Raw genomic sequence first — 19,403 nt, 5'->3', positions numbered from 1 at the left:
ACCGTGCGGCCCCACTCCCGCGGTGTCGGGGATCGGCCCTAGGCTGACCGCATGAGCGCTACCCCTGGCACCGGCACCGAGTCCACCGTCCTCGACGACCTGCAGCCGCTGCTGCTCGGCGTCGACCACGTCGGCATCGCCGTGCCCGACCTCGACGCCGCCCTCGCCTTCCACACCGAGGTGCTCGGCAACCGGCTCGTCCACGAGGAGGTCAACGCCGAGCAGGGGGTGCGCGAGGCGATGGTCGCGGTGGGCCCCGAGGACGGCGAGGGCCGCACGCTGCTCCAGCTGCTGGCGCCGACCGGCCCGGAGTCGACGATCGCCAGGTTCATCGACCGCTCCGGCCCCGGCCTGCAGCAGCTCGCCTACCGCGTGGCCGACGTCGAGAAGGCCTCGCAGGTCCTGCGCGACCGCGGCCTGCGCCTGCTCTACGACGAGCCCCGACGTGGCACCGCCGGGTCCCGCATCAACTTCATCCACCCCAAGGACGCGGGCGGCGTCCTCGTCGAGCTCGTGGAGCCCGCCGAGTGACCTCCTCCGACGTCGGCCGGGCCAGCCCGGCCGGGCCCGGCGCGGGCGAGGGCGCCGGGGTCGGGCCCGCGGCGGGTGCCGACGGGCCGCACGAGCCCGCGGCCTCGCAGGAGCCGGGCGCGCCCGTCACCGACGGTCCGCCGACCGGGGGGACCGGCCCCGCGCCGGCCGGGTCGCGCGGCGCCCACGCCGAGCCCGGGACCGGGGCGGCCGACGACGCGTCCGAGGAGCTGGCGGCGGGGGGCAGGTGGGGCCGCCTCTCCCCCGTCCGCGGCGCCCGCGCGGGCCGCGCGGCGGTCCAGCGCTGGCAGGACTACCGCGAGCGCCAGCTCACGCTGCTCGCCGAGAGCAACCGGCTGCAGCGGGAGCTGCGCGAGCAGGTGCGGGCCACCCCGCCCGCGAACGCCCCGGCAGGACAGCCCCTCGACCAGCCGGCCGCCCGGGCTCCGTGGTTCGCGTCCTCGCCCTTCTACGTCGGCTTCAGCTTCGCGCTCGGGGCGCTGCTGGCCTGGGTGCTGGTCCAGAACCTCACCCGCCTGACGTCGGTCTTCACCTTCCTGCTCGTCGCCCTCTTCGCCACGCTGGCGCTGGAGCCCGTGGTGCAGTGGCTGGCCCGGCGCGGCTTCGGCAGACCGGGCGCGGTCGTGGTCGTCTTCCTCGGCCTGGTCGGGGTCCTCACGGCCATCGGGATGCTCGTGGTCCCGCCCATCGCCTCGCAGGCCGCCACGCTCGTCGACCGGGCCCCGGAGCTGGTCCAGCAGCTCGCCGACGACCCGTGGATCGCCGACCTCGACGCGCAGTACGGCGTCACCGAGCGGATCACCGCCGAGGTCGAGCGGCTCGCCACCGACGGCGCCACGATCTCGACGATCTTCGGCGGCGTCCTCGGTGCCGCGGGCTGGGTCGCCGGGAGCCTGGTGGGCGTCCTGACGTCCGTCATCCTCACCCTCTACCTGCTGGTCACGCTCCCGCGGGCCAAGGACGCGGCCTACCACCTGCTCCCGCGCAGCCGCCGCGACCGGGTGAGCGCCATCGCCGAGGAGATCATGCGGCGGGTCGGGGGCTACGCCCTCGGCCAGACCGCGGTCGCGACGATCAACGCCATCTGCTCCTGGGTGATGATGCGGATCCTCGGCGTCCCCTTCCCCGAGACGCTCGCGGTGCTCGTCGGTCTGCTGGGCCTCATCCCGCTGGTCGGTGCCACGATGGGCGCGCTCGTGGTCGCGCTCGCGGCGCTGACGGTGAGCCCGACGACGGCGCTCATCGTGCTCGTCTACTACGTCATCTACCAGCAGTTCGAGAACTACGTCATCGTGCCCAACATCATGCGGCGGACGGTCTCGGTGCCGGGGGCGGTGACCGTGGTCGCCGTGCTCATGGGCGGCACGCTGCTCGGCGTGCTCGGCGCGCTCATCGCCATCCCGGTCGCGGCCGGCCTGCTCCTCATCTACCACGAGGTGCTGGTGCCGCGGCAGGAGCGGCTCTAGGCCTGCTCCTCCTCCGCGCCGTGGGGCCGTGTGGCCGTCAGGCCCACGAGCCGCCGGGCCGGCGCCGCTCGCGCGCGGCCCAGCAGACCGTGTGCCAGTGGCGCCGGTTGTCGACCTGGTGCATCGCGTCGGCGGGCCAGACGACGGTGTGCGCCACGTCGGCGCCCACCTCGCCCTGGCAGCCCGGGCACCGGTAGACCCGGCCCGTGTCGTTCGGGCGCACCTGGCGCGCCGCCCACACCTGCCCGGCCCAGCGCACCTCGACGGGTGCGCCGGGGTCGCGCCGCAGCGGGGGTGGGCCGCCTGACGCCCCCTTCCCCCGGACCGGCCGGCCCGAGCGCCGGGGACGGTTGGAACGTCCCACGGGGACCGTCAGGAGGTGAAGGGCCGGTCCAGGATGACGTGCTCGACCAGCAGCGGGGACGGCTCGACCGCCTCGCGCGGCAGGCCCGCGCTGCCCGAGGACAGCTCCTCGCACACCGCCAGCACCTCGTCGGCGCCGATCGCGTCGATCATCGCGAACGGGCCGGCCGGGTAGCCCAGGCCGTACTGCAGCGCGGTGTCGATGTCCTCGACGTCGGCGTAGCCCTCGTCGAGCATCCGGACGGCGTCGTTGAGGTGCGGCACGAGCAGGGCGTCGACGACGAGGCCGGCGCGGTCGCGGCAGACCACCGGCTCGGCGCCGACCTTGGTGACCAGCTCGCGCAGCACGGCGACCGCCGCGTCGTCGGTCGCGGTCGTGCGGCCGATCTCGATGACCTGGCCGTTGCCGGTGGGGGCGTGCACGCGCATCACCAGGGTGCGCTCCGGGCGGCCGGACAGCGCGCCCAGGGCGACCGCCGCCGCGCTGTTGACGGTGGCCAGGACCGTGTCGGGGCCGGTGATCTCGCCGAGCTCGGCGAAGAGGTCGTCGATGTCGCGGCCGGGGATCTCGAGCTCGTCGTCGTCCTCGAGGTCGTCGAGGTCGACCTCGGCCTCGAGGTCCTGCGCCTCGATGACGACGCCGACGCCGGCCAGGGCCGCGAGCGCGTCGGAGTCGTCGGCCTCGGAGACGTGGACCACGGCATACCCGCCGTTCTCCAGACGCTCGACGAGCTCCTCGGCGAGCGCGCCGTCGCCGACGACACCCACGGAGGTGACCCCGGACGGGGCGGCCTCGGCCGGGGTGAGCTCGTCGGGCACGACCTGGCCGCTGCCCGGCTTGGCGTAGGTGTAGAAGCCGCGGCCGCTCTTGCGACCGAGCAGGCCGGCGGTGACCATCCGGCCGAGCATCGCGCTCGGGGCGTGCATCGGCGAGCGGGTGTGGCCGTAGATGACCTCGCCGATGTGGTGGCAGACGTCGAGACCGACGAGGTCGACGAGGGTGAGGGGACCCATCGGCAGGCCGGCGCCGACACGCATCGCGGTGTCGAGGTCCTCGCGGGAGACGTGGCCCTGCTCGAGCATCCGCAGCGCGGAGGTGAAGTAGCCGAAGAGGAGGTAGTTGGCGACGAAGCCGGCGCGGTCGCCGACGACCACGGGCTTCTTGCCCAGGCGGCGCGAGAGCTCGACGACGCCGTCGACGACGGCCTGGTCGCTGCGCACCGTGGTGATGACCTCGACCAGCTTGAGCACCGGGGCCGGGTTGAAGAAGTGCATGCCGACGACGCGCTCCGGGTGGGCGGTGCCGGCGGCGATCTCGGTGATCGACAGGCTGGAGGTGTTGGAGGCCAGGACGGCGTCCTGCGCGACGATGCCGTCGAGCGTGCCGAAGACGTCGTGCTTGATCGACATGACCTCCGGCACGGCCTCGACGACGAGGTCCGCCTCTGCGAGGTCGTTCAGGTCGGTGCTGATGGTGATCCGGCCCAGGATCTCGGCCTGGCCGGCCTCGTCGAGCTTGCCCCGGGCGACGGCGCGGTCGGTGGAGGCCTGCAGGATCGCGCGACCGCGGTCGGCGAACTCCTGCGTGGTCTCGACGCCGACGACGGTCAGGCCGCCGCGGGCGAAGACCTCCACGATGCCGGCACCCATGGTGCCCAGTCCGATGACGCCGACGGTGCTGATCTCACGCATGCCCCGATCCTGCCAGACCGCCCCACCGCCCGTGGCGCGGGGCCCGGCCCCCACCGGGGTTAGGGTGGCCCGCGTGCGTGTCGTGATCGCCCGCTGCTCCGTCGACTACCAGGGGGCCCTGGAGGCCCACCTGCCGTTGGCGACCCGTCTCCTCATGGTCAAGGCGGACGGGTCGGTGCTGGTCCACTCCGACGGCGGCTCCTACAAGCCGCTGAACTGGATGGCCCCGCCGTGCTCGATGGCCGAGGTCGAGCCCGACGAGATGGAGCGGCAGGAGGGTGTCGAGGCGGTCTGGCTGGTCCAGCACGCCAAGCGCGACGACCTGCTCCGCATCCGCCTGCACGAGGTGCTCTCCGACAGCTCCCACGAGCTCGGGGTGGACCCGGGCCTGGTCAAGGACGGCGTCGAGGCGCAGCTCCAGGCGCTGCTGGCCGAGCACATCTCCACCCTCGGCGAGGGCTACACCCTGCTGCGCCGCGAGTACCCCACGGCCATCGGCCCGGTCGACATCCTGTGCAAGGACGCCACCGGGGCGACCGTCGCCGTCGAGATCAAGCGCCGCGGGGACATCGACGGCGTCGAGCAGCTGACGCGCTATCTCGAGCTGCTCAACCGCGACCCCCACCTGGCGCCCGTCCAGGGCGTCTTCGCCGCCCAGGTCATCAAGCCGCAGGCGCGGGTGCTGGCGACCGACCGCGGCATCCGCTGCGTGACGCTCGACTACGAGGCGCTGCGGGGTCGCGACGACGCGGAGTCCCGCCTCTTCTAGGAGCCTCCGCTCGCCCGGGACAGCGGCACGGGCTCTGGGGCAGGATGGGGACATGGTCCGTCGCGCCGCGATCGCCGCCCCGAACGCCCACGCCACGAGCGCGGCCGAGCAGGCGCTGGCCGCGGGCGGCACGGCCGTGGACGCCGCCATCGCCGCGATGGTCAGCGCGACGATCACCGAACCGGGCATCGTGGCGCCGCTGGGTGGCTGCTACCTCAACGTCTGGCCCGTCGACGGCGACCCGGTCGTGATCGACGCCAACGTCGAGATGCCCGGGCGTGACCAGCCCGGGGAGCGCTTCGGCGCCGGGCTGATCGAGGTGCGCTCCGACTACGGCGGCGGCATGACGACCTACGTCGGCCCCGGCTCGGTCGCGACGCCGGGCATGTTCGCCGGGATGGGCATGGCGCACGAGCGCTACGGCGCGGCGCCCTGGTCCGCCCTGCTGCAGCCGGCCGCCGACACGGCGCGCGCCGGCTTCGCGCTGAGCCGCACCGCGCAGTCCTACCTCGTGCTCGTCGCCGACACGATCCTGGCCTGGGACCCGGCCACCCGCGCCCTGCTCACCGTCGACGGCGCCGCCCCCGAGGTCGGGCACCCGGTCCGCGACGAGGCCCTCGCCTCCTCCCTGGAGCAGATCGGCGCCGAGGGGTGGCAGACCGTCTACACCGGCGACATCGCCCGTCGCATCGTCGAGGACATGCGCGAGCGCGGCGGCCTGCTCGGCGCGACCGACCTCACGGCATACCGGGCGGTGGCGCGTCCCGCCCTCCGCAGCCGCCTGGGGCACTGGGACCTCGCCTGCAACCCGCCGCCGTCGATCGGTGGACCGGTGCTCACGGCCATCCTGCGGCTGCTGCACGCCAGCGACAGCGAGATCACCCCGGCGCGCGCGGCGACCGTGATGAAGGACGTGCTCGACATCCGCCTGGACCGGATCGACACGGCCGCCGATCTCGCCGCGGCGGGTGCCGAGCTGCTCGACACCCTCCACACCATCGGCGCCACGGGCCTGCCCACGTCCGCGTCGACCGCGCACGTCTCGGTCGTCGACGAGTCGGGCATGGCGTGCGCGCTCACCGCCTCGGCGGGCTACGGGTCGGGCATGACCATCGCCGGCACCGGCCTGACCGCCAACAACGCGCTCGGCGAGCTGGAGCTCAACCGTCTGGGGCTGCACGCGCTCGCGCCGGGCACCCGCCTGGCGTCCAACATGGCCCCCACCACCGCGCGCCTCGAGGACGGCACGGTGCTGGCCATCGGCACCCCGGGCGCCGACCGCATCACGACGGCGCTGGCGCAGGTCATCATCCACGTCGCCCGGCACGGCGAGAGCCTGCAGACCGCCATCGACCGGCCACGGATGCACCCGCGGCGGCTGGAGGACGGCACCGACCGGATCGAGCACGAGCAGGACGAGGTCCTCGCCGCGAGCCTGGACGCCGCCGGCCTCCCCCGGCACGAGCACCCGCCGCAGTCGATGTACTTCGGCGGCGTCGGGGGCGCCCTGCTGCGCCCCGACGGCACCCTGGAGGCGGGCGCCGACCCGCGCCGGGCGGCGGCCACGCTCGTCACCTGAGCGGTCGGGTCGCTCCGGCACGCGCGGCGGCGCACCGCTGCCTACGGTGGAGCGATGAGCCAGAGCGAGCACGACAGCAACGAGGTCCAGCAGGCCAAGCAGGAGGCCGCCGAGCACGTGGTGCAGCGGGTGGAGTCCTGGCAGGACGGCGCCGAGGAGGAGACCGTCCGCGAGGAGCTCGCCGAGGGTATGGAGAAGGCCGGGATCGAGGTCGACGACGCCGATCTCCGCGAGACGGCCGAGCAGATCCACGCCACCGGGTCGGCGGACGACACCCCCGAGCCGCGCTGAGGCACCTCCCGCCGGGCCCCGTCATCGTGCGGGGCGCCCCGGCGGCCAGCCGGACGCCGGTCGGTGGCACCATGCCTGCATGGTCAACCTCACCCGGATCTACACGCGCACCGGCGACGACGGCACGACGGGGCTCGGCGACAACGGCCGCACCTCCAAGAACGACCCACGTCTGGTGGCGTACGCCGACAGCGACGAGACCAACTCCCTCATCGGGGTGGCCGTCGCCGCGGGCGGGCTCCCGGAGGAGATGGTCGCCACGCTGACCCGCATCCAGAACGACCTCTTCGACGTCGGCGCCGACCTGTCGATGCCGCTGCGCTCCAGCTACGACTGGGAGCCGCTGCGGGTGAAGGCGGAGTGGATCGACGAGCTCGAGGCCGACTGCGACCACTACAACGAGCAGCTGGAGCCGCTGCGCTCCTTCATCCTGCCGGGCGGGACCCTCGGCTCCGCCCACCTGCACGTCGCCCGCACCGTGGCGCGGCGGGCCGAGCGCGCCGCCTGGGCGGCCCTGGAGGCGCACGGCGACCAGCCCGCCGCCGAGGACGCCCCGCGCGGCGAGGGCGGCGTCAACCCGCTGGCGGCGAAATACCTCAACCGCCTCTCCGACCTGCTCTTCATCCTCGCCCGCGTGGCCAACCTGGGCACGGAGGGCGACGTGCTGTGGAAGCCGGGCGGCGGCCGCGTCGAGGCTCCCGAGAAGCGGCGCCGACGCTCCGCCTCGACCGACGAGGCGTAGGCCTCAGCGCTCGCCGGTGTAGATGCCGGTGAGCCGGAACCTCATACCCGGCTCCTCGAGCTCCTCGAGGGCGTGGGCGGTCCAGCCCGCGGTGCGCGCGGTGGCGAAGAGGGCCGGGCCGGCGTCGCGGGGCAGGCCCTCCACGACCGTCCAGAGCGCGAGCGGGAGGTCGACCGTCATCGGCCAGCCCCGCCGCTCGAGGAGCTCTCCGCGGACGAGGTCGACGGCATCGGTCACGGCCCGGTCAGCCCGGGCCGTCACCCGCCGGTAGAGCTCCTCCGCCCGCGGATCGACGTGCTGGTAGACACGGTGACCGAAGCCGATCGGCGGTCGGTCGGACGCGAGCGCCTGCCCGAGCACCGCGTGCGGGTCGTCCAGCGCCTCGCGCACCCAGCCGACCGCGGTCGCGGGCGCCATGGCGTGCAGCGGGCTGTCGGCGGTGGCGAGCGCGGCCAGGAGCGCGGAGTAGAGGTCGGCACCGCCGGAGACGGCGACACGGAGCGCGGTGGTCGAGACCGCCATGTCGTGGTCGGCGAGCAGCACGAGCGCGGCCTCCACGTCGGCGACGTCCGGGGCGCCGAGGCCGGCTGCAAGAGCCTCCGCGACCGAGCCGCCCGGTGGGCCGCCGAGCCCCGCGAGCATGAACCCCTGGCTGCGCTCCCCCGCCTGCACGACGGCCTCGGGGCGCCGGTCGTGCCGCCCGGGGTCGGTCGCGCCGGCGACGAGCACCGCGTGCTTGAGCCGGTCCAGCACCCCGGTGCGCGGCGGCAGCGCCTGCCGCAGGCGCTCCAGGGTCGCCCGCGAGCTCTCCCCCGGCTCCCGCGCCTGCGCCGCGTCCGTCGCCCACAGCAGCGCGCACACCTCCTCGAAGGAGGCGGTGCGCGACAGCTCGACGGCGTCACGTCCGCGGTAGGACAGCCGGTCGCCCTCGATGCGGGTCAACTGGGTGCGGACCTCGACGGGGTCGCCGGTGGCGCGGCGTGCCGGGCGTGAGAGGCCGCCGCGCAGCGCCTGGACGGCCGCCGCGTCGAAGAGGCTGCCGCCCGGGCCACCCCGCCGGACGGGCTCGAGCAGGCCGCGGCTGACGTAGGCGTAGACCGTCTCGACCTTGACCCCGAGCAGGCCGGCGACCTGGGCGGTGGTGAGGGTGGCGGCGGGGCGGCTCATCGCACCGCCGGGGTATGCCGTGCCGTCGGGGTGGTCGGACAGCGGCCGGGCCCCCTCCCGGGGCGGGAAACCACGACACATATTGATCGGATCAACGTTGACACGCCATCAACACTAGCGCGACGCTGATCGACATGGAACAGACACTTCTCGCCCCCGCCGGTCTCAAGGGCGTCGTGGTCGCCGACACCACGACCGGGGACGTGCGCGGCTCGGAGGGCTTCTACCACTACCGGCAGTACTCCGCGGTCGAGCTGGCGAGGACCCGCTCGTTCGAGGACGTGTGCCACCTCATGCTCGAGGGCGAGCTGCCCGACCCCGAACGCTCGCGCGCCTTCGCCGCCCGCCTGGCGGACGCGGCCGGCCTGCCGGCCGGGCTCGAGGCGCTGCTTCCCGCGATCGCGCGGTCCGGCCCGGACCGCGCCTCGCTCGCCCGGCTCCGCACCGCGGTCTCCCACCTGGGCGCGATCGAGGGCTTCGCGCCGACCTGGGGCGCCGACCCCGAGCAGGTCCGCGCCGACGTGCTGCGCCTCGTCGGGTCGGTCCCGACGATCCAGGCCGCGCTGCACCGGCTGCGGCGGGGCGAGCAGCCGCTGGCCCCGCGCCCCGAGCTGGGCGCGGCCGGCAGCTGGCTGTGGATGCTGAGCGGGCGCGAGCCGGAGCCCGCGCACCGGAACGCCATCACGGCATACCTGACGAGCACCGTCGACCACGGCTTCAGCGCGTCGACGTTCACCGCCCGCGTGGTGACCTCCTCCGGCAGCGACGTCGCCTCCGCGGTCGTCGGGGCCATCGGGACCTTCGCCGGGCCGCTGCACGGCGGCGCCCCCGATCGGGCGCTCGACGCGCTCGACGAGATCGGGACCCCCGACCGGGCGCGCGACTGGGTGCGCGAGCGGGTGGCCGCCGGCGACCGGATCATGGGCTTCGGGCACGCCGTCTACCGGACGATGGACCCGCGGGCGGCGATGCTGCGCGAGATCGCGCTCGAGCTCGGCGGGCCGCTGGTGGACCTCGCCGTGCAGGTGGAGGCCGAGGTCGTCTCGGCGCTGGCCGAGCTGAAGCCGGGCCGGGAGCTGCACACCAACGTGGAGTACTACGCGGGCGTGGTCATGGAGCGGTGCGGGATCCCGCGGGAGATGTTCACCCCGACCTTCGCCACGGCGCGGATCGTCGGGTGGGGCGCGCACATCCTCGAGCAGACGACGAGCCCGCGGATCTTCCGCCCCTCGGCCCGCTACACGGGGCCGGAGGCGCCGGCGCCGGTGCCCGTGGGCTGAGCGCGTCGGGAACGATCGCGACCGCCGTCCTGGCGCGAACCCGCTCGGGGAGACGGCTGGGAAATCGCTCGGGAGACGGGAGAGGGCCCTCGGGAGACTGTGTCTCTGCGGGGGCCTCAGGCGACGTTGCTCATCCAGCCCGGTGGGACGGCCTCCACCCAGGCGCGCAGCGCGGTGTAGTGCTGCTCGTCGAGGGCGAGGTCGAAGGTGGAGCTGCCGTAGCTGACGGGCACCTCGATGAGGCCCTCACGGCCGATCTCGCGGGCGGCGGTGCCGGTGACCGTGGTGGCGACGCCGAGGTCGAGGTTGCCGCGGATCCACGGACCCGCGGAAAGACCGCCCGGCCCGCGGAGGGCCAGACGGTCTTCGGTGAAGCGGAGCGTGCCGCGGCGCCAGGCACCCTCGGACGGGGTGCCGCGGTAGGCCACGGGCATCGGCGGACAGACGAGGCCCTGGTCGCCGAAGCGACGGAACATGGCCAGCCCCAGGCCCAGGATCACCAGCGCGCCGACGGCGGCCAGGATCACGAGGACGAGGCTCTGCGACATGGTGCCTCAGGCGGTGGGGGCGGAGGCCAGGCCGGCGGCGTCGACGTTGTCGGCGACGATGACCACGCGGTCGTGGTCGACCGACAGGAAGCCGCTGTCGATGGTGACGGTCTCGGTGCCACCGCCGGTGGCGATGCGGACGTCGCCGGTGACGAGGACGCCGAGGAGCGGCGTGTGACCCGGGAGGATGCCGAGCTCGCCCTCGATGCTGCGGGCGCTGACCATGGAGGCCTCGCCCTCCCAGACCTTGCGGTCCGCGGCGACCAGCTCGACCTTCAGTGCACTCACGTCGGTGTTGTCCTCTCGGGTGTTCGGCCAGACGGTCCCTCCAGTCTAGCGGTCCCGCGAGGCGCGACCGGACCCCTCCGGGGCGGGCGCGCGACCACCCGTCAGGCCAGCCCGAGGGCCGCGGCCTCCTCCCACAGCTCGGCCCGCACGCGAGGGTGCGCGGCGTGGTCGATGAGGGTGGCGGCCTGCTCCTTCTCGCTGCGGCCGAAGAGCGGGGCCACGCCCTGCTCGGTCACGATCGCAGAGGCCTGGAAGGAGGTCACCGGCTCGTCGAGCAGCGGCACGATGGAGGAGACGTCGGCCTTGGGGTGCCAGGACCGCAGCGCCAGGATCGCCTGTCCGTCCGGGGAGTGCAGGGCGCCGACGATGAAGTCGGTCTGCCCGCCGAAGCCGCTGTGGATCCGGGCGTCGATGCGCGAGGCGTTGGCCTGCCCGAAGAGGTCCACCTCCAGCGCCGTGTTGATCGACGTCATGGCGCGCTGCCGCGCGATGAGGGCGGGGTCGTTGGTGCGCTCGGTGCGCAGCAGGTGCACGCGGTGGTTGCCGTCGAGCCAGTCGTAGAGGTCCTGCGAGCCGAAGAGGAAGGACGTCGTCAGCGGATGCTCGGTGTCGAGCGCGCCGGCCGCGTCGAGAGCGAGCACGCCGTCGGAGAACATCTCCGTCCAGAGCCGCAGCCCGCGGTGGCCCGTGAGGGCGGCCAGGACGGCGTCCGGGACCGCCCCGATGCCCATCTGCAGGGTGGCGCCCTGCGGGACCATCGCCGCGACGCGCTCGCCGATCGTGCGCACGTCGTCACCGAGCGGGGGCGACGGGGGCGGGGTGGGCAGCGGGGTGCTGGTCTCGATGGCCAGGTCCACGTGCTCGATCGGCACGAGGGCGTCGCCGTGGGTGTAGGGCATCTTGTCGTTGATCAGCGCCACGACCAGCCCGCCCTGCTCGCGGCAGGCCTCGATCGCCGCCGGGAGGATGTTGACCTCGATGCCGAGCGAGAGCACGCCGTCACGCGGCGGGGCGCAGTGCAGCAGCACCACGTCCACCGGCAGGGTCCGGGCGAAGAGGACCGGCACCAGGGAGAGGCGGGACGGCACGTAGCGCAGGCCCGGGTGACGGCGCTGACCCGCCCCCACGAAGCTCGTCTCGATGACGACGCCCTCGCGCTCGGGCAGGCCGGGCGGCCCGTTGAGGCAGTTGAGCACGTAGCTCTCCACGTGCTCGTCGACGATGCGCACGAGCTCCCACGGGAGGCTGTGGTTCCCCGACGCGACGACGCGCGGGTTCTCGGGCAGACGGCGGAGGGCGGCCGCCAGGGCGGCCTCGTCGACGGTCATCACGAGATCCATTGTGCTACGACCGGGCGTAGGACGGGGAATCGGGTGGACGCCTGGCGCGGCGCACTCGTGGGCCGGTTGGCGACGCGCCGGTCCAGGTGCGCAGGTCTGTCGGTGTTCGAACATATGATCGAGGTATGCAGCAGCCGTTGGGGACGGTGCGGCCGCCGAGGGGGACGGAGTCGGCGGCCGGTCACTCCTGGCTGCAGGCGGACCGGCCCGACCGCGGGTGGGTCGCGGCGGACCTTCCGGTTGACGTAAGCCGGCCGGAGCTGGTGCAGGACGACCTCGTCGTGGAGTCCCTCGGGTGGATCTCCCGGGCGGTGTCGGATCTGGAGCGGTCCCGGTTGGTGATGGCCACGGAGGCCGTGGACCGGGGGTTGCACCTGGCCGAGGGGTTCTCGGTGGTGGACTGGCTCGCGCTGAAGTGCCCCGACCTGGAGCGGCGGGCGCTGATGGACCTGGCCCGTTTGGCGCAGGCCGGTCGTGAGCCGGTGCACGCACCGTTGATCGAACGCGTCAAGTCCGGTGACATGAGCTTGGCGCGGGCGGCGAGGCTGCACCGGGCCCTGCAACGGGTCCGGCCGGGCCTGCCGCCGGAGGAGTACGCCGCCGCGGTCGAGCTGCTCGCCGACGCCGGGTCCGACCCGGTGTTCGACGACAAGGACATCGGCAGGATCGTGGACCGGCTCGTCGCGTCCTGCGTGGACGAGCGGGACCACGAGGCGAAGGCCCGCAAGAAGCACGCCATGCGCGGGATCCACGAGTCGAGCCTGGCGGACGGGTCGGTGAAGCGGTGGATCATCACCTTCGGCGACGACGCCGACTACGAAGCCGCCAAGGCCATCATCGACTCCCCGCTCGCAGCGCCGGCGTCGAAGGAGGAGCAGGACGCCACGGGCGAGCTGGATCTGCGGACGGCGACCCAGCGGAAGTACGACGCGTTCCTGACCGTGCTCCGCCGTGGTGTCGCGGGGACCGCCGGTCAGCCGACCACCCCGAAGGCCACCCTGATGGTGACGCTCGACTTCGAGACGCTCAAGCGGCAGCTGTCCGAGACCGGTGGCCACCTGCCCGGTGTCGGCTCGACCCTGGCGGGGACCCCGGTGCGGGCGGAGGCGATCCGCAAGCTGGCCTGTGAGGCCGACATCATCCCCGTCGTCCTCGGCGGACCAAGCGAGATCCTGGACCAGGGCCGCCGCAAGCGCCTCGTCACCCCCGCACAGCGCGTCAGGTTGGCCGCTCGGGACCGGGGGTGCACGATTCCGGGGTGCACCGTGCCCGCGACCTGGTGCGACGCCCACCACGTCGTGCCCTGGGCGATGGGCGGGCGATCAGACCTGAGCAACTACGCCCTGTTGTGTCCGAGGCACCACACGTTCGTGCACGACCGCAACCTGACGGCGACCGTGACCGAGCTCGGGGTGAGGTGGCACCTGAGATGACCACGCCCCGAGCCCGGCCCCAACCGGCCGGGCGCTGAGGCATGTCCGACGCGCCCCGCAACGCTCACCAGCGGCGTGCGCGTCCTCGCCCCTCCCCCGGGACGCCGAAGGGCCGGCGGTCGTCGACCGCCGGCCCTTCGTCATACCTGTGTCAGGTGCTCAGCTGTTCTTCTCCAGCTCGGCGGCCTGGCGCTCGACGTCGTCGAGGCCACCGCACATGAAGAAGGCCTGCTCGGGCACGTGGTCGTACTCGCCGTCCGCGACCTTGGTGAAGGCCTCGATCGTGTCGGCCAGCGGGACCGTCGAACCCTCGATGCCGGTGAACTGCTTGGCGACGTAGGTGTTCTGCGACAGGAAGCGCTGGATACGACGGGCGCGACCGACGAGGATCTTGTCCTCCTCGGAGAGCTCGTCGATACCGAGGATCGCGATGATGTCCTGCAGCTCCTTGTAGCGCTGGAGGATCGACTTGATCCGGACCGCGGTGTCGTAGTGCTCGCGGGTGATGTAGCGCGGGTCGAGGATCCGGCTGGTCGAGGCCAGCGGGTCCACGGCCGGGTAGATACCCATCGAGGCGATCGGGCGGGAGAGCTCGGTCGTCGCGTCCAGGTGGGCGAAGGTGGTCGCCGGGGCCGGGTCGGTGTAGTCGTCGGCCGGCACGTAGATCGCCTGCATCGAGGTGATCGAGTGACCACGGGTCGAGGTGATGCGCTCCTGGAGCATGCCCATCTCGTCGGCCAGGTTGGGCTGGTAGCCCACCGCGGACGGCATACGGCCGAGGAGGGTGGAGACCTCCGAGCCCGCCTGGGTGAAGCGGAAGATGTTGTCGATGAAGAGCAGCACGTCCTGCTTCTGGACGTCACGGAAGTACTCCGCCATCGTCAGCGCGGACAGCGCGACGCGCAGACGGGTGCCCGGCGGCTCGTCCATCTGGCCGAAGACGAGGGCGGTCTGGCCGAGAACGCCGGCCTCCTCCATCTCGACGATGAGGTCGTTGCCCTCACGGGTGCGCTCGCCGACACCGGCGAACACCGACACACCACCGTGGTCGCGGGCGACACGGGCGATCATCTCCTGGATGAGCACCGTCTTGCCCACGCCGGCGCCGCCGAACAGGCCGATCTTGCCACCCTGCACGTAGGGCGTCAGCAGGTCGATGACCTTGATGCCGGTCTCGAACATCTGGGTCTTGGACTCCAGCTGGTCGAAGGCCGGCGCCTGGCGGTGGATGCCCCAGCGCTCGGTGACCTCGAGGGTCTCGCCCTCGGGGAGGTCGAGGACGTCACCGGTCGCGTTGAAGACGTGGCCGAGGGTCACGTCGCCGACGGGGACCATGATCGGGCCGCCGGTGTCCTGCACCGCCGCGCCGCGGACGAGGCCGTCGGTCGGCTGGAGCGAGATCGCGCGGACCATGTTGTCGCCGATGTCCTGGGCGACCTCGAGGTTGATGGTGCTCGTGCGGTCACCGATGGTGACCTCGGTCTTGAGCAGGTTGTAGAGCGCGGGCATCTGCCCGGGCGGGAACTCGACGTCGACGACCGGGCCGATGATCCGGGCCAGGCGACCCACGCCGCCCTGCGTCTGCTCCTGCACCGGAGCGTCAGTGGTAGCAGTCATGATGTCAGTGCTTCCTTCTCACTTGGCGTCGGCGAGGGCGCTCGCGCCGCCCACGATTTCGCTGATCTCTTGGGTGATCTCGGCCTGGCGAGCCTGGTTGGCCAGCCGGGTGTAGGTCTTGATGAGCTCCTCGGCGTTGTCCGTCGCCGACTTCATCGCCCGCTGGCGGGCGGCGAGCTCGGAGGCGGACGCCTGCAGCAGCGCGTTCCAGATGCGGGACGTCACGTACTTCGGCAGGAGCGCGTCGAGGACCGCAGGACCGTCCGGCTCGAACTCGTAGAGCGGGTAGATGTCCTCGTCGGTCACCGGCGAGTCGTCCTCGACGACCTCCAGGGGCAGCAGGCGCACGACCTGCACCTCCTGGGTCACCATGTTGACGAACCGGGTGGAGACGATGTGGAGCTCGTCCACGCCGCCGTTCTCGGAGCCCGCGATGAAGTCGGCGGTGAGCCGCTCGGCGATCTCGCGCGCCACCTCGAAGGTGGGGGCGTCGGAGAAGCCCGACCAGGACTGCTCGAAGTCACGCCCGCGGAAGCGGTAGTAGCCCTCGGCCTTGCGCCCGGTGAGGTAGGGCACCATCTCCTTGCCCTCGTCCTCGACCAGCAGCTCGCGCAGCTGCTCGGTGCGCTTGAGCACGTTGCCCGAGTAGGCACCGGCCAGGCCGCGGTCGCTGGTGATGATCAGGACGCCGGCGCGCTTGACGTTCTCGCGCTCGGTGGTCAGCGGGTGGTCCACGTCGGAGTAGCTGGCGACCGCCGACACCGCGCGGGTGATCGCGTTGGCGTACGGGGTCGTCTGGGCCACGCGCTGGCGGGCCTTGACCACGCGCGAGGCGGCGATGAGCTCCATCGCCCGCGTGATCTTCTTCGTCGACTGGACGGACCGGCTGCGCTGGCGGTACTCCCGCTGCTGCGCTCCCATATCTCGCCTCTCTTGTTCGGCTGGAGTCGTTGGTGGTGTCGGTGCTGGCCGTCGGGTATGCCGTCAGGCCCTCGGGAAAGGTGCCCGTCCGGGTGGGCGCGGGGCGCCCGCGCCCACCCGGCTCACGGCATACCTTGCGGTGATCAGCGGCGACGGACCTTGATCTGCTCCTGGTCGACGTCCTCTTCCGCCAGGCCGTCGATGTTCTCGAAGTCCTCGTCGGAGCCGGCCTTGACCTCGTGGCTGTCGTCCGCGCGGAACTCCTGCTTGAAGGCCTTCATGGCGTCGAGCAGGGTCGCCTCGGTGTCGTCACCGAGCTTGCCGCTCTCGCGGATGCCGTCGAGCAGGGCCTGCTGGTTGCGGCGCAGGTAGTCGATCCACTCGGCCTCGAAGCGGCGCACGTCGGAGACGGGCACCTCGTCGATGTGGCCGTTGGTGCCCGCCCAGATGACGGCGACCTGCTCCTCGACCGGGACCGGGGAGGACTGCGGCTGCTTGAGCAGCTCGACCATGCGGGCACCGCGCTCGAGCTGCGCCTTGGACGCGGCGTCGAGGTCGGAGGCGAACATCGCGAAGGCCTCCATCTCGCGGAACTGCGCGAGGTCGACCTTCAGACGGCCGGAGACCGACTTCATCGCCTTGATCTGCGCGGCACCACCGACGCGGGACACGGAGACACCCACGTCGATCGCCGGGCGGACGTTGGAGTTGAACAGGTCCGCCTGCAGGTAGATCTGGCCGTCGGTGATCGAGATGACGTTGGTCGGGATGTACGCCGAGACGTCACCGGCCTTGGTCTCGATGATCGGCAGACCGGTCATGGAGCCGGCGCCGAGCTCGTCGGACAGCTTCGCGCAACGCTCGAGGAGCCGCGAGTGCAGGTAGAAGACGTCGCCCGGGTAGGCCTCGCGGCCCGGCGGACGGCGCAGCAGCAGCGACACGGAGCGGTAGGCCTCGGCCTGCTTGGACAGGTCGTCGAAGACGATGAGGACGTGCTTGCCCTGGTACATCCAGTGCTGGCCGATGGCCGAGCCGGTGTAGGGGGCTAGGTACTTGAAGCCCGCCGCGTCCGAGGCCGGGGCCGCCACGATCGTGGTGTACTCCAGCGCGCCGTTCTCCTCGAGGGTGCCGCGCACGCCGGCGATGGTCGAGCCCTTCTGACCGATCGCGACGTAGATGCAGCGCACCTGCTTGTTCGGGTCGCCGGACTCCCAGTTGGCCTTCTGGTTCAGGATCGTGTCGACCGCGACCGTGGTCTTGCCGGTCTGGCGGTCACCGATGATCAGCTGACGCTGACCACGGCCGACCGGGATCATCGCGTCGATCGCCTTGATGCCGGTCTGCAGCGGCTCGTGGACCGACTTGCGGGCCATGACGCCGGGAGCCTGCAGCTCCAGCGCACGGCGGCCCTCGGTCTGGATCTCGCCCAGGCCGTCGATCGGGTTGCCCAGCGGGTCGACGACGCGGCCCAGGTAGCCGTCGCCGACGGCCACGGACAGGACCTCACCGGTGCGGCGCACCGGCTGGCCCTCCTCGAGGCCGGAGAAGTCGCCCAGGACGATGACACCGACCTCGTGCACGTCGAGGTTCAGCGCCAGACCCAGCGTGCCGTCCTCGAACTGCAGCAGCTCGTTGGTCATGACCGAGGGCAGGCCCTCGATGTGGGCGATGCCGTCGCTGGCGTCGACCACGCGCCCGACCTCCTCGCGGGAGGCGGCGCTCGGCTCGTAGGACTGGACGAACTGGTCCAGTGCGTCGCGGATCTCTTCCGGACGGATCGAAAGCTCCGTCATGTCTCTTCTCCTCGTCGTCGGTCCGTGCTCGTCATCTGCGGACCAGTGGCTGGGGTGGGGTATGCGGTGGGGGTGCCGGGGGGTGTGGTGCTCAGCTGGTCATCCGCCGGCGGGCGTCGGCCAGCCGGTGGCGGACCGTGCCGTCGATGACCTCGTCGCCGATCTCCACCCGGATGCCACCGACGACGTCCTCGTCGATGACCACGTTGGTGTGGACCTGGCGGCCGTACTGCGCGCTGAGCGTGCGTGCCAGCCGGTCGTGCTGCTCGGGGGTGAGCGGCACCGCGCTGACGACGGTGGCCGTGACCTGGTCCTGGCGGGCAGCCGCCTGCTCCAGGTAGGCCTTCAGCGCGTGGTCGAAGCGGCGCCCGCGGGTGCTGGCGACCGCCATCTTGGCCAGGCGGACCGTCTCCGGCGCCGTCTTGACCGACAGCAGCCGGTCGACGAGCGTCGCCTTGCTGCCCGCGTCGGCGCGCCGGTTGCTCAGCGCGGCCTGCAGGTCGGGCGTCGCCTCGACGATCCGACCGAAACGGAACAGCTCGTCCTCGACCTGGCCCAGACGGCCGAGGCCCTGGGCGTGGGCGAGGTTGGCCTCGACGGCCAGCTGCTCGAGCGCGCTGACCAGGTCAGCGGGCTCGGGCCAGCGCTGGGCGACGACGGCCCGGACGACCGCCAGGGCCTCGTCGTGGATCTTGCCCGAGAGCAGACGCTCGGCCAGCGCGGCCTTGTCCTGCCCCTCGCGGGACGGGTCCCCGAGGTTGCGGCGCAGCACCGGGTTGGCGTCCACGGTCGTGGCCACCGCCCACAGCTCCTCCGCCAGGCGGGTCCCGTCGCCGGCCTGCAGCACCTGCTCGAGGGCCGAGGCGGCCTCCTGGTAGGCCCTGCGGTAGCCGGTGTTCACAGGGAACCCTGCTCGCCGTTCGCGCCCAGCTTCTCCGGGCGGACCGAGCCGGCCTCGAGGTCGGCCAGGAAGCGGTCGACGATCCCGCGCTGACGGGCCTCCTCCTCCAGCGACTCCCCGACGATCTTGCTCGCCAGGGCCGTGGAGATCTCGCCCACCTCACCACGCAGCTGGACCAGGGCCTGCTGACGCTCGGCCTCGATCTGCTTGTGGGCCGTCTCGGTGATGCGAGCGGCCTCGGCCTGCGCCTGGCCCCGCATCTCCGCGACGATCTGGGCACCCTGCTCCTTGGCCTGCTCGCGGATGCGAGCGGCCTCGGCGCGGGCCTCGCCCAGCTGGTCCTCGTACTGCTTCTTCGCGGCAGCCGCCTCGGCCTGGGCCTGCTCGGCAGCCTGCATCCCGCCCTCGATCGCGGCCGTGCGCTCGGCGTAGACCTTCTCGAGGCTGGGCACGATCTTCTTCGCGACGAAGAAGTAGAACAGGCCGAAGACGATCAGACCGAAGACGAGCTCCGGCAGGTAGGGCAGGATCGGGACGGCGTCCTCCCCGGCGCCCATCGGCTGGGCCTGCTCGGCTGCCTTCAGGACGCCCGACGCGATCGTGGTGTAGTCCACGCGCGGCTCCTCACGTATACGTGTTCCCTGCGCGGCCGGTCAGGCCG

At 72.8% G+C, this 19,403-nt stretch carries 19 protein-coding genes; 8 read left to right on the top strand and 11 right to left on the bottom strand.

Translation table 11 applies throughout. The features are described from left to right. The first annotated feature begins 51 nt into the window (after positions 1 to 51). Entirely contained in the window at positions 52 to 531 is a 480-nt protein-coding gene (mce, locus tag FB476_RS04180; protein WP_141817670.1) for a methylmalonyl-CoA epimerase, read from the top strand. After that, positions 528 to 2,018, top strand: coding sequence for an AI-2E family transporter (locus FB476_RS04175; protein WP_238329542.1), 1,491 nt, complete (start codon positions 528 to 530; stop codon positions 2,016 to 2,018). The genes mce and FB476_RS04175 overlap by 4 nt, the downstream gene beginning before the upstream one ends. Before the next feature lie 37 nt (positions 2,019 to 2,055). Here the strand turns inward: FB476_RS04175 and FB476_RS04170 are convergent, their stop codons facing one another. Then, complete coding sequence (locus tag FB476_RS04170; protein ID WP_141817669.1) at positions 2,056 to 2,382, bottom strand: hypothetical protein; 327 nt, start codon at positions 2,380 to 2,382, stop codon at positions 2,056 to 2,058. A gap of 8 nt (positions 2,383 to 2,390) precedes the next feature. After that, positions 2,391 to 4,073 (bottom strand): 3-hydroxyacyl-CoA dehydrogenase family protein, encoded by a 1,683-nt coding sequence (locus tag FB476_RS04165; protein WP_141817668.1) that lies wholly within the window; start codon positions 4,071 to 4,073, stop codon positions 2,391 to 2,393. A 73-nt stretch (positions 4,074 to 4,146) separates the two neighbouring features. Here FB476_RS04165 and nucS point away from each other — a divergent pair, with 73 nt between their 5' ends. From nucS to FB476_RS04145, 4 genes are all read left to right on the top strand, one after another. Next, positions 4,147 to 4,842 carry an endonuclease NucS gene (nucS, locus tag FB476_RS04160; protein ID WP_141817667.1) on the top strand — a complete coding sequence of 232 codons (696 nt, stop codon included), beginning with the start codon at positions 4,147 to 4,149 and terminating at the stop codon, positions 4,840 to 4,842. Positions 4,843 to 4,894: 52 nt separating this feature from the next. Continuing rightward, the gene (locus FB476_RS04155) at positions 4,895 to 6,421 is read left to right on the top strand and encodes a gamma-glutamyltransferase (protein WP_141817666.1); all 1,527 of its coding nucleotides are present in this window, start codon (positions 4,895 to 4,897) and stop codon (positions 6,419 to 6,421) included. 54 nt (positions 6,422 to 6,475) lie between these two features. Next, on the top strand, positions 6,476 to 6,712 hold the full coding sequence (locus FB476_RS04150; protein ID WP_141817665.1) for a hypothetical protein: 237 nt from the start codon (positions 6,476 to 6,478) through the stop codon (positions 6,710 to 6,712). 79 nt (positions 6,713 to 6,791) lie between these two features. Next, entirely contained in the window at positions 6,792 to 7,454 is a 663-nt protein-coding gene (locus FB476_RS04145) for a cob(I)yrinic acid a,c-diamide adenosyltransferase (protein WP_141817664.1), read from the top strand. Between the two features lie 3 nt (positions 7,455 to 7,457). Here FB476_RS04145 and FB476_RS04140 read toward each other — a convergent pair whose 3' ends face one another. Further along, on the bottom strand, positions 7,458 to 8,702 hold the full coding sequence (locus tag FB476_RS04140; protein WP_141817663.1) for a citrate/2-methylcitrate synthase: 1,245 nt from the start codon (positions 8,700 to 8,702) through the stop codon (positions 7,458 to 7,460). Between the two features lie 53 nt (positions 8,703 to 8,755). Here FB476_RS04140 and FB476_RS04135 point away from each other — a divergent pair, with 53 nt between their 5' ends. Then, a complete protein-coding gene (locus FB476_RS04135) occupies positions 8,756 to 9,901 on the top strand; it encodes a citrate/2-methylcitrate synthase (RefSeq protein ID WP_141817662.1) in 1,146 nt (381 codons plus the stop codon). A gap of 116 nt (positions 9,902 to 10,017) precedes the next feature. On the opposite strand, the gene FB476_RS04130 is transcribed toward FB476_RS04135, so the two are convergent. The 3 genes from FB476_RS04130 to FB476_RS04120 form a co-directional block, all read right to left on the bottom strand. Beyond that, positions 10,018 to 10,449, bottom strand: a complete 432-nt coding sequence (locus FB476_RS04130; protein WP_141817661.1) for a DUF2550 family protein — start codon at positions 10,447 to 10,449, stop codon at positions 10,018 to 10,020. A 6-nt stretch (positions 10,450 to 10,455) separates the two neighbouring features. Continuing rightward, on the bottom strand, positions 10,456 to 10,737 hold the full coding sequence (locus tag FB476_RS04125) for a F0F1 ATP synthase subunit epsilon (RefSeq protein ID WP_141817660.1): 282 nt from the start codon (positions 10,735 to 10,737) through the stop codon (positions 10,456 to 10,458). Between the two features lie 101 nt (positions 10,738 to 10,838). Then, the gene (locus tag FB476_RS04120; protein ID WP_202877004.1) at positions 10,839 to 12,065 is read right to left on the bottom strand and encodes an acetyl-CoA hydrolase/transferase family protein; all 1,227 of its coding nucleotides are present in this window, start codon (positions 12,063 to 12,065) and stop codon (positions 10,839 to 10,841) included. A gap of 137 nt (positions 12,066 to 12,202) precedes the next feature. Here FB476_RS04120 and FB476_RS04115 point away from each other — a divergent pair, with 137 nt between their 5' ends. After that, complete coding sequence (locus FB476_RS04115) at positions 12,203 to 13,510, top strand: HNH endonuclease signature motif containing protein (RefSeq protein WP_141817658.1); 1,308 nt, start codon at positions 12,203 to 12,205, stop codon at positions 13,508 to 13,510. 159 nt (positions 13,511 to 13,669) lie between these two features. Here the strand turns inward: FB476_RS04115 and atpD are convergent, their stop codons facing one another. From atpD to FB476_RS04090, 5 genes are all read right to left on the bottom strand, one after another. Further along, positions 13,670 to 15,127 (bottom strand): F0F1 ATP synthase subunit beta, encoded by a 1,458-nt coding sequence (atpD, locus tag FB476_RS04110; protein WP_141817657.1) that lies wholly within the window; start codon positions 15,125 to 15,127, stop codon positions 13,670 to 13,672. 18 nt (positions 15,128 to 15,145) lie between these two features. Then, the gene (locus tag FB476_RS04105; protein WP_141817656.1) at positions 15,146 to 16,048 is read right to left on the bottom strand and encodes a F0F1 ATP synthase subunit gamma; all 903 of its coding nucleotides are present in this window, start codon (positions 16,046 to 16,048) and stop codon (positions 15,146 to 15,148) included. Positions 16,049 to 16,191: 143 nt separating this feature from the next. After that, complete coding sequence (gene atpA, locus FB476_RS04100; protein WP_141817655.1) at positions 16,192 to 17,841, bottom strand: F0F1 ATP synthase subunit alpha; 1,650 nt, start codon at positions 17,839 to 17,841, stop codon at positions 16,192 to 16,194. Positions 17,842 to 17,932: 91 nt separating this feature from the next. Then, positions 17,933 to 18,742 carry a F0F1 ATP synthase subunit delta gene (locus FB476_RS04095; protein WP_141817654.1) on the bottom strand — a complete coding sequence of 270 codons (810 nt, stop codon included), beginning with the start codon at positions 18,740 to 18,742 and terminating at the stop codon, positions 17,933 to 17,935. Then, on the bottom strand, positions 18,739 to 19,299 hold the full coding sequence (locus tag FB476_RS04090) for a F0F1 ATP synthase subunit B (protein WP_141819833.1): 561 nt from the start codon (positions 19,297 to 19,299) through the stop codon (positions 18,739 to 18,741). Before FB476_RS04090 ends, FB476_RS04095 begins: the two co-directional genes overlap by 4 nt. Positions 19,300 to 19,403: the final 104 nt, after the last annotated feature.

This window comes from Ornithinimicrobium humiphilum, from assembly GCF_006716885.1.
GTDB lineage: Bacteria > Actinomycetota > Actinomycetes > Actinomycetales > Dermatophilaceae > Ornithinicoccus > Ornithinicoccus humiphilus.
The sequence above is the reverse complement of the archived record's forward strand: the minus strand, read 5'-3'. Positions and strand labels throughout refer to the sequence as shown.

Coding starts and splice junctions, on each gene's coding strand:
- mce (WP_141817670.1), top strand. CDS start 52: ATGAGCGCTACCCCTGGCACCGGCACCGAGTCCACCGTCCTCGACGAC.
- FB476_RS04165 (WP_141817668.1), bottom strand. CDS start 4,073: ATGCGTGAGATCAGCACCGTCGGCGTCATCGGACTGGGCACCATGGGT.
- FB476_RS04155 (WP_141817666.1), top strand. CDS start 4,895: ATGGTCCGTCGCGCCGCGATCGCCGCCCCGAACGCCCACGCCACGAGC.
- FB476_RS04150 (WP_141817665.1), top strand. CDS start 6,476: ATGAGCCAGAGCGAGCACGACAGCAACGAGGTCCAGCAGGCCAAGCAG.
- FB476_RS04145 (WP_141817664.1), top strand. CDS start 6,792: ATGGTCAACCTCACCCGGATCTACACGCGCACCGGCGACGACGGCACG.
- FB476_RS04140 (WP_141817663.1), bottom strand. CDS start 8,702: ATGTGTCGTGGTTTCCCGCCCCGGGAGGGGGCCCGGCCGCTGTCCGAC.
- FB476_RS04135 (WP_141817662.1), top strand. CDS start 8,756: ATGGAACAGACACTTCTCGCCCCCGCCGGTCTCAAGGGCGTCGTGGTC.
- FB476_RS04130 (WP_141817661.1), bottom strand. CDS start 10,449: ATGTCGCAGAGCCTCGTCCTCGTGATCCTGGCCGCCGTCGGCGCGCTG.
- FB476_RS04120 (WP_202877004.1), bottom strand. CDS start 12,065: ATGACCGTCGACGAGGCCGCCCTGGCGGCCGCCCTCCGCCGTCTGCCC.
- FB476_RS04115 (WP_141817658.1), top strand. CDS start 12,203: ATGCAGCAGCCGTTGGGGACGGTGCGGCCGCCGAGGGGGACGGAGTCG.
- atpD (WP_141817657.1), bottom strand. CDS start 15,127: ATGACTGCTACCACTGACGCTCCGGTGCAGGAGCAGACGCAGGGCGGC.
- FB476_RS04105 (WP_141817656.1), bottom strand. CDS start 16,048: ATGGGAGCGCAGCAGCGGGAGTACCGCCAGCGCAGCCGGTCCGTCCAG.
- atpA (WP_141817655.1), bottom strand. CDS start 17,841: ATGACGGAGCTTTCGATCCGTCCGGAAGAGATCCGCGACGCACTGGAC.
- FB476_RS04090 (WP_141819833.1), bottom strand. CDS start 19,299: ATGGGCGCCGGGGAGGACGCCGTCCCGATCCTGCCCTACCTGCCGGAG.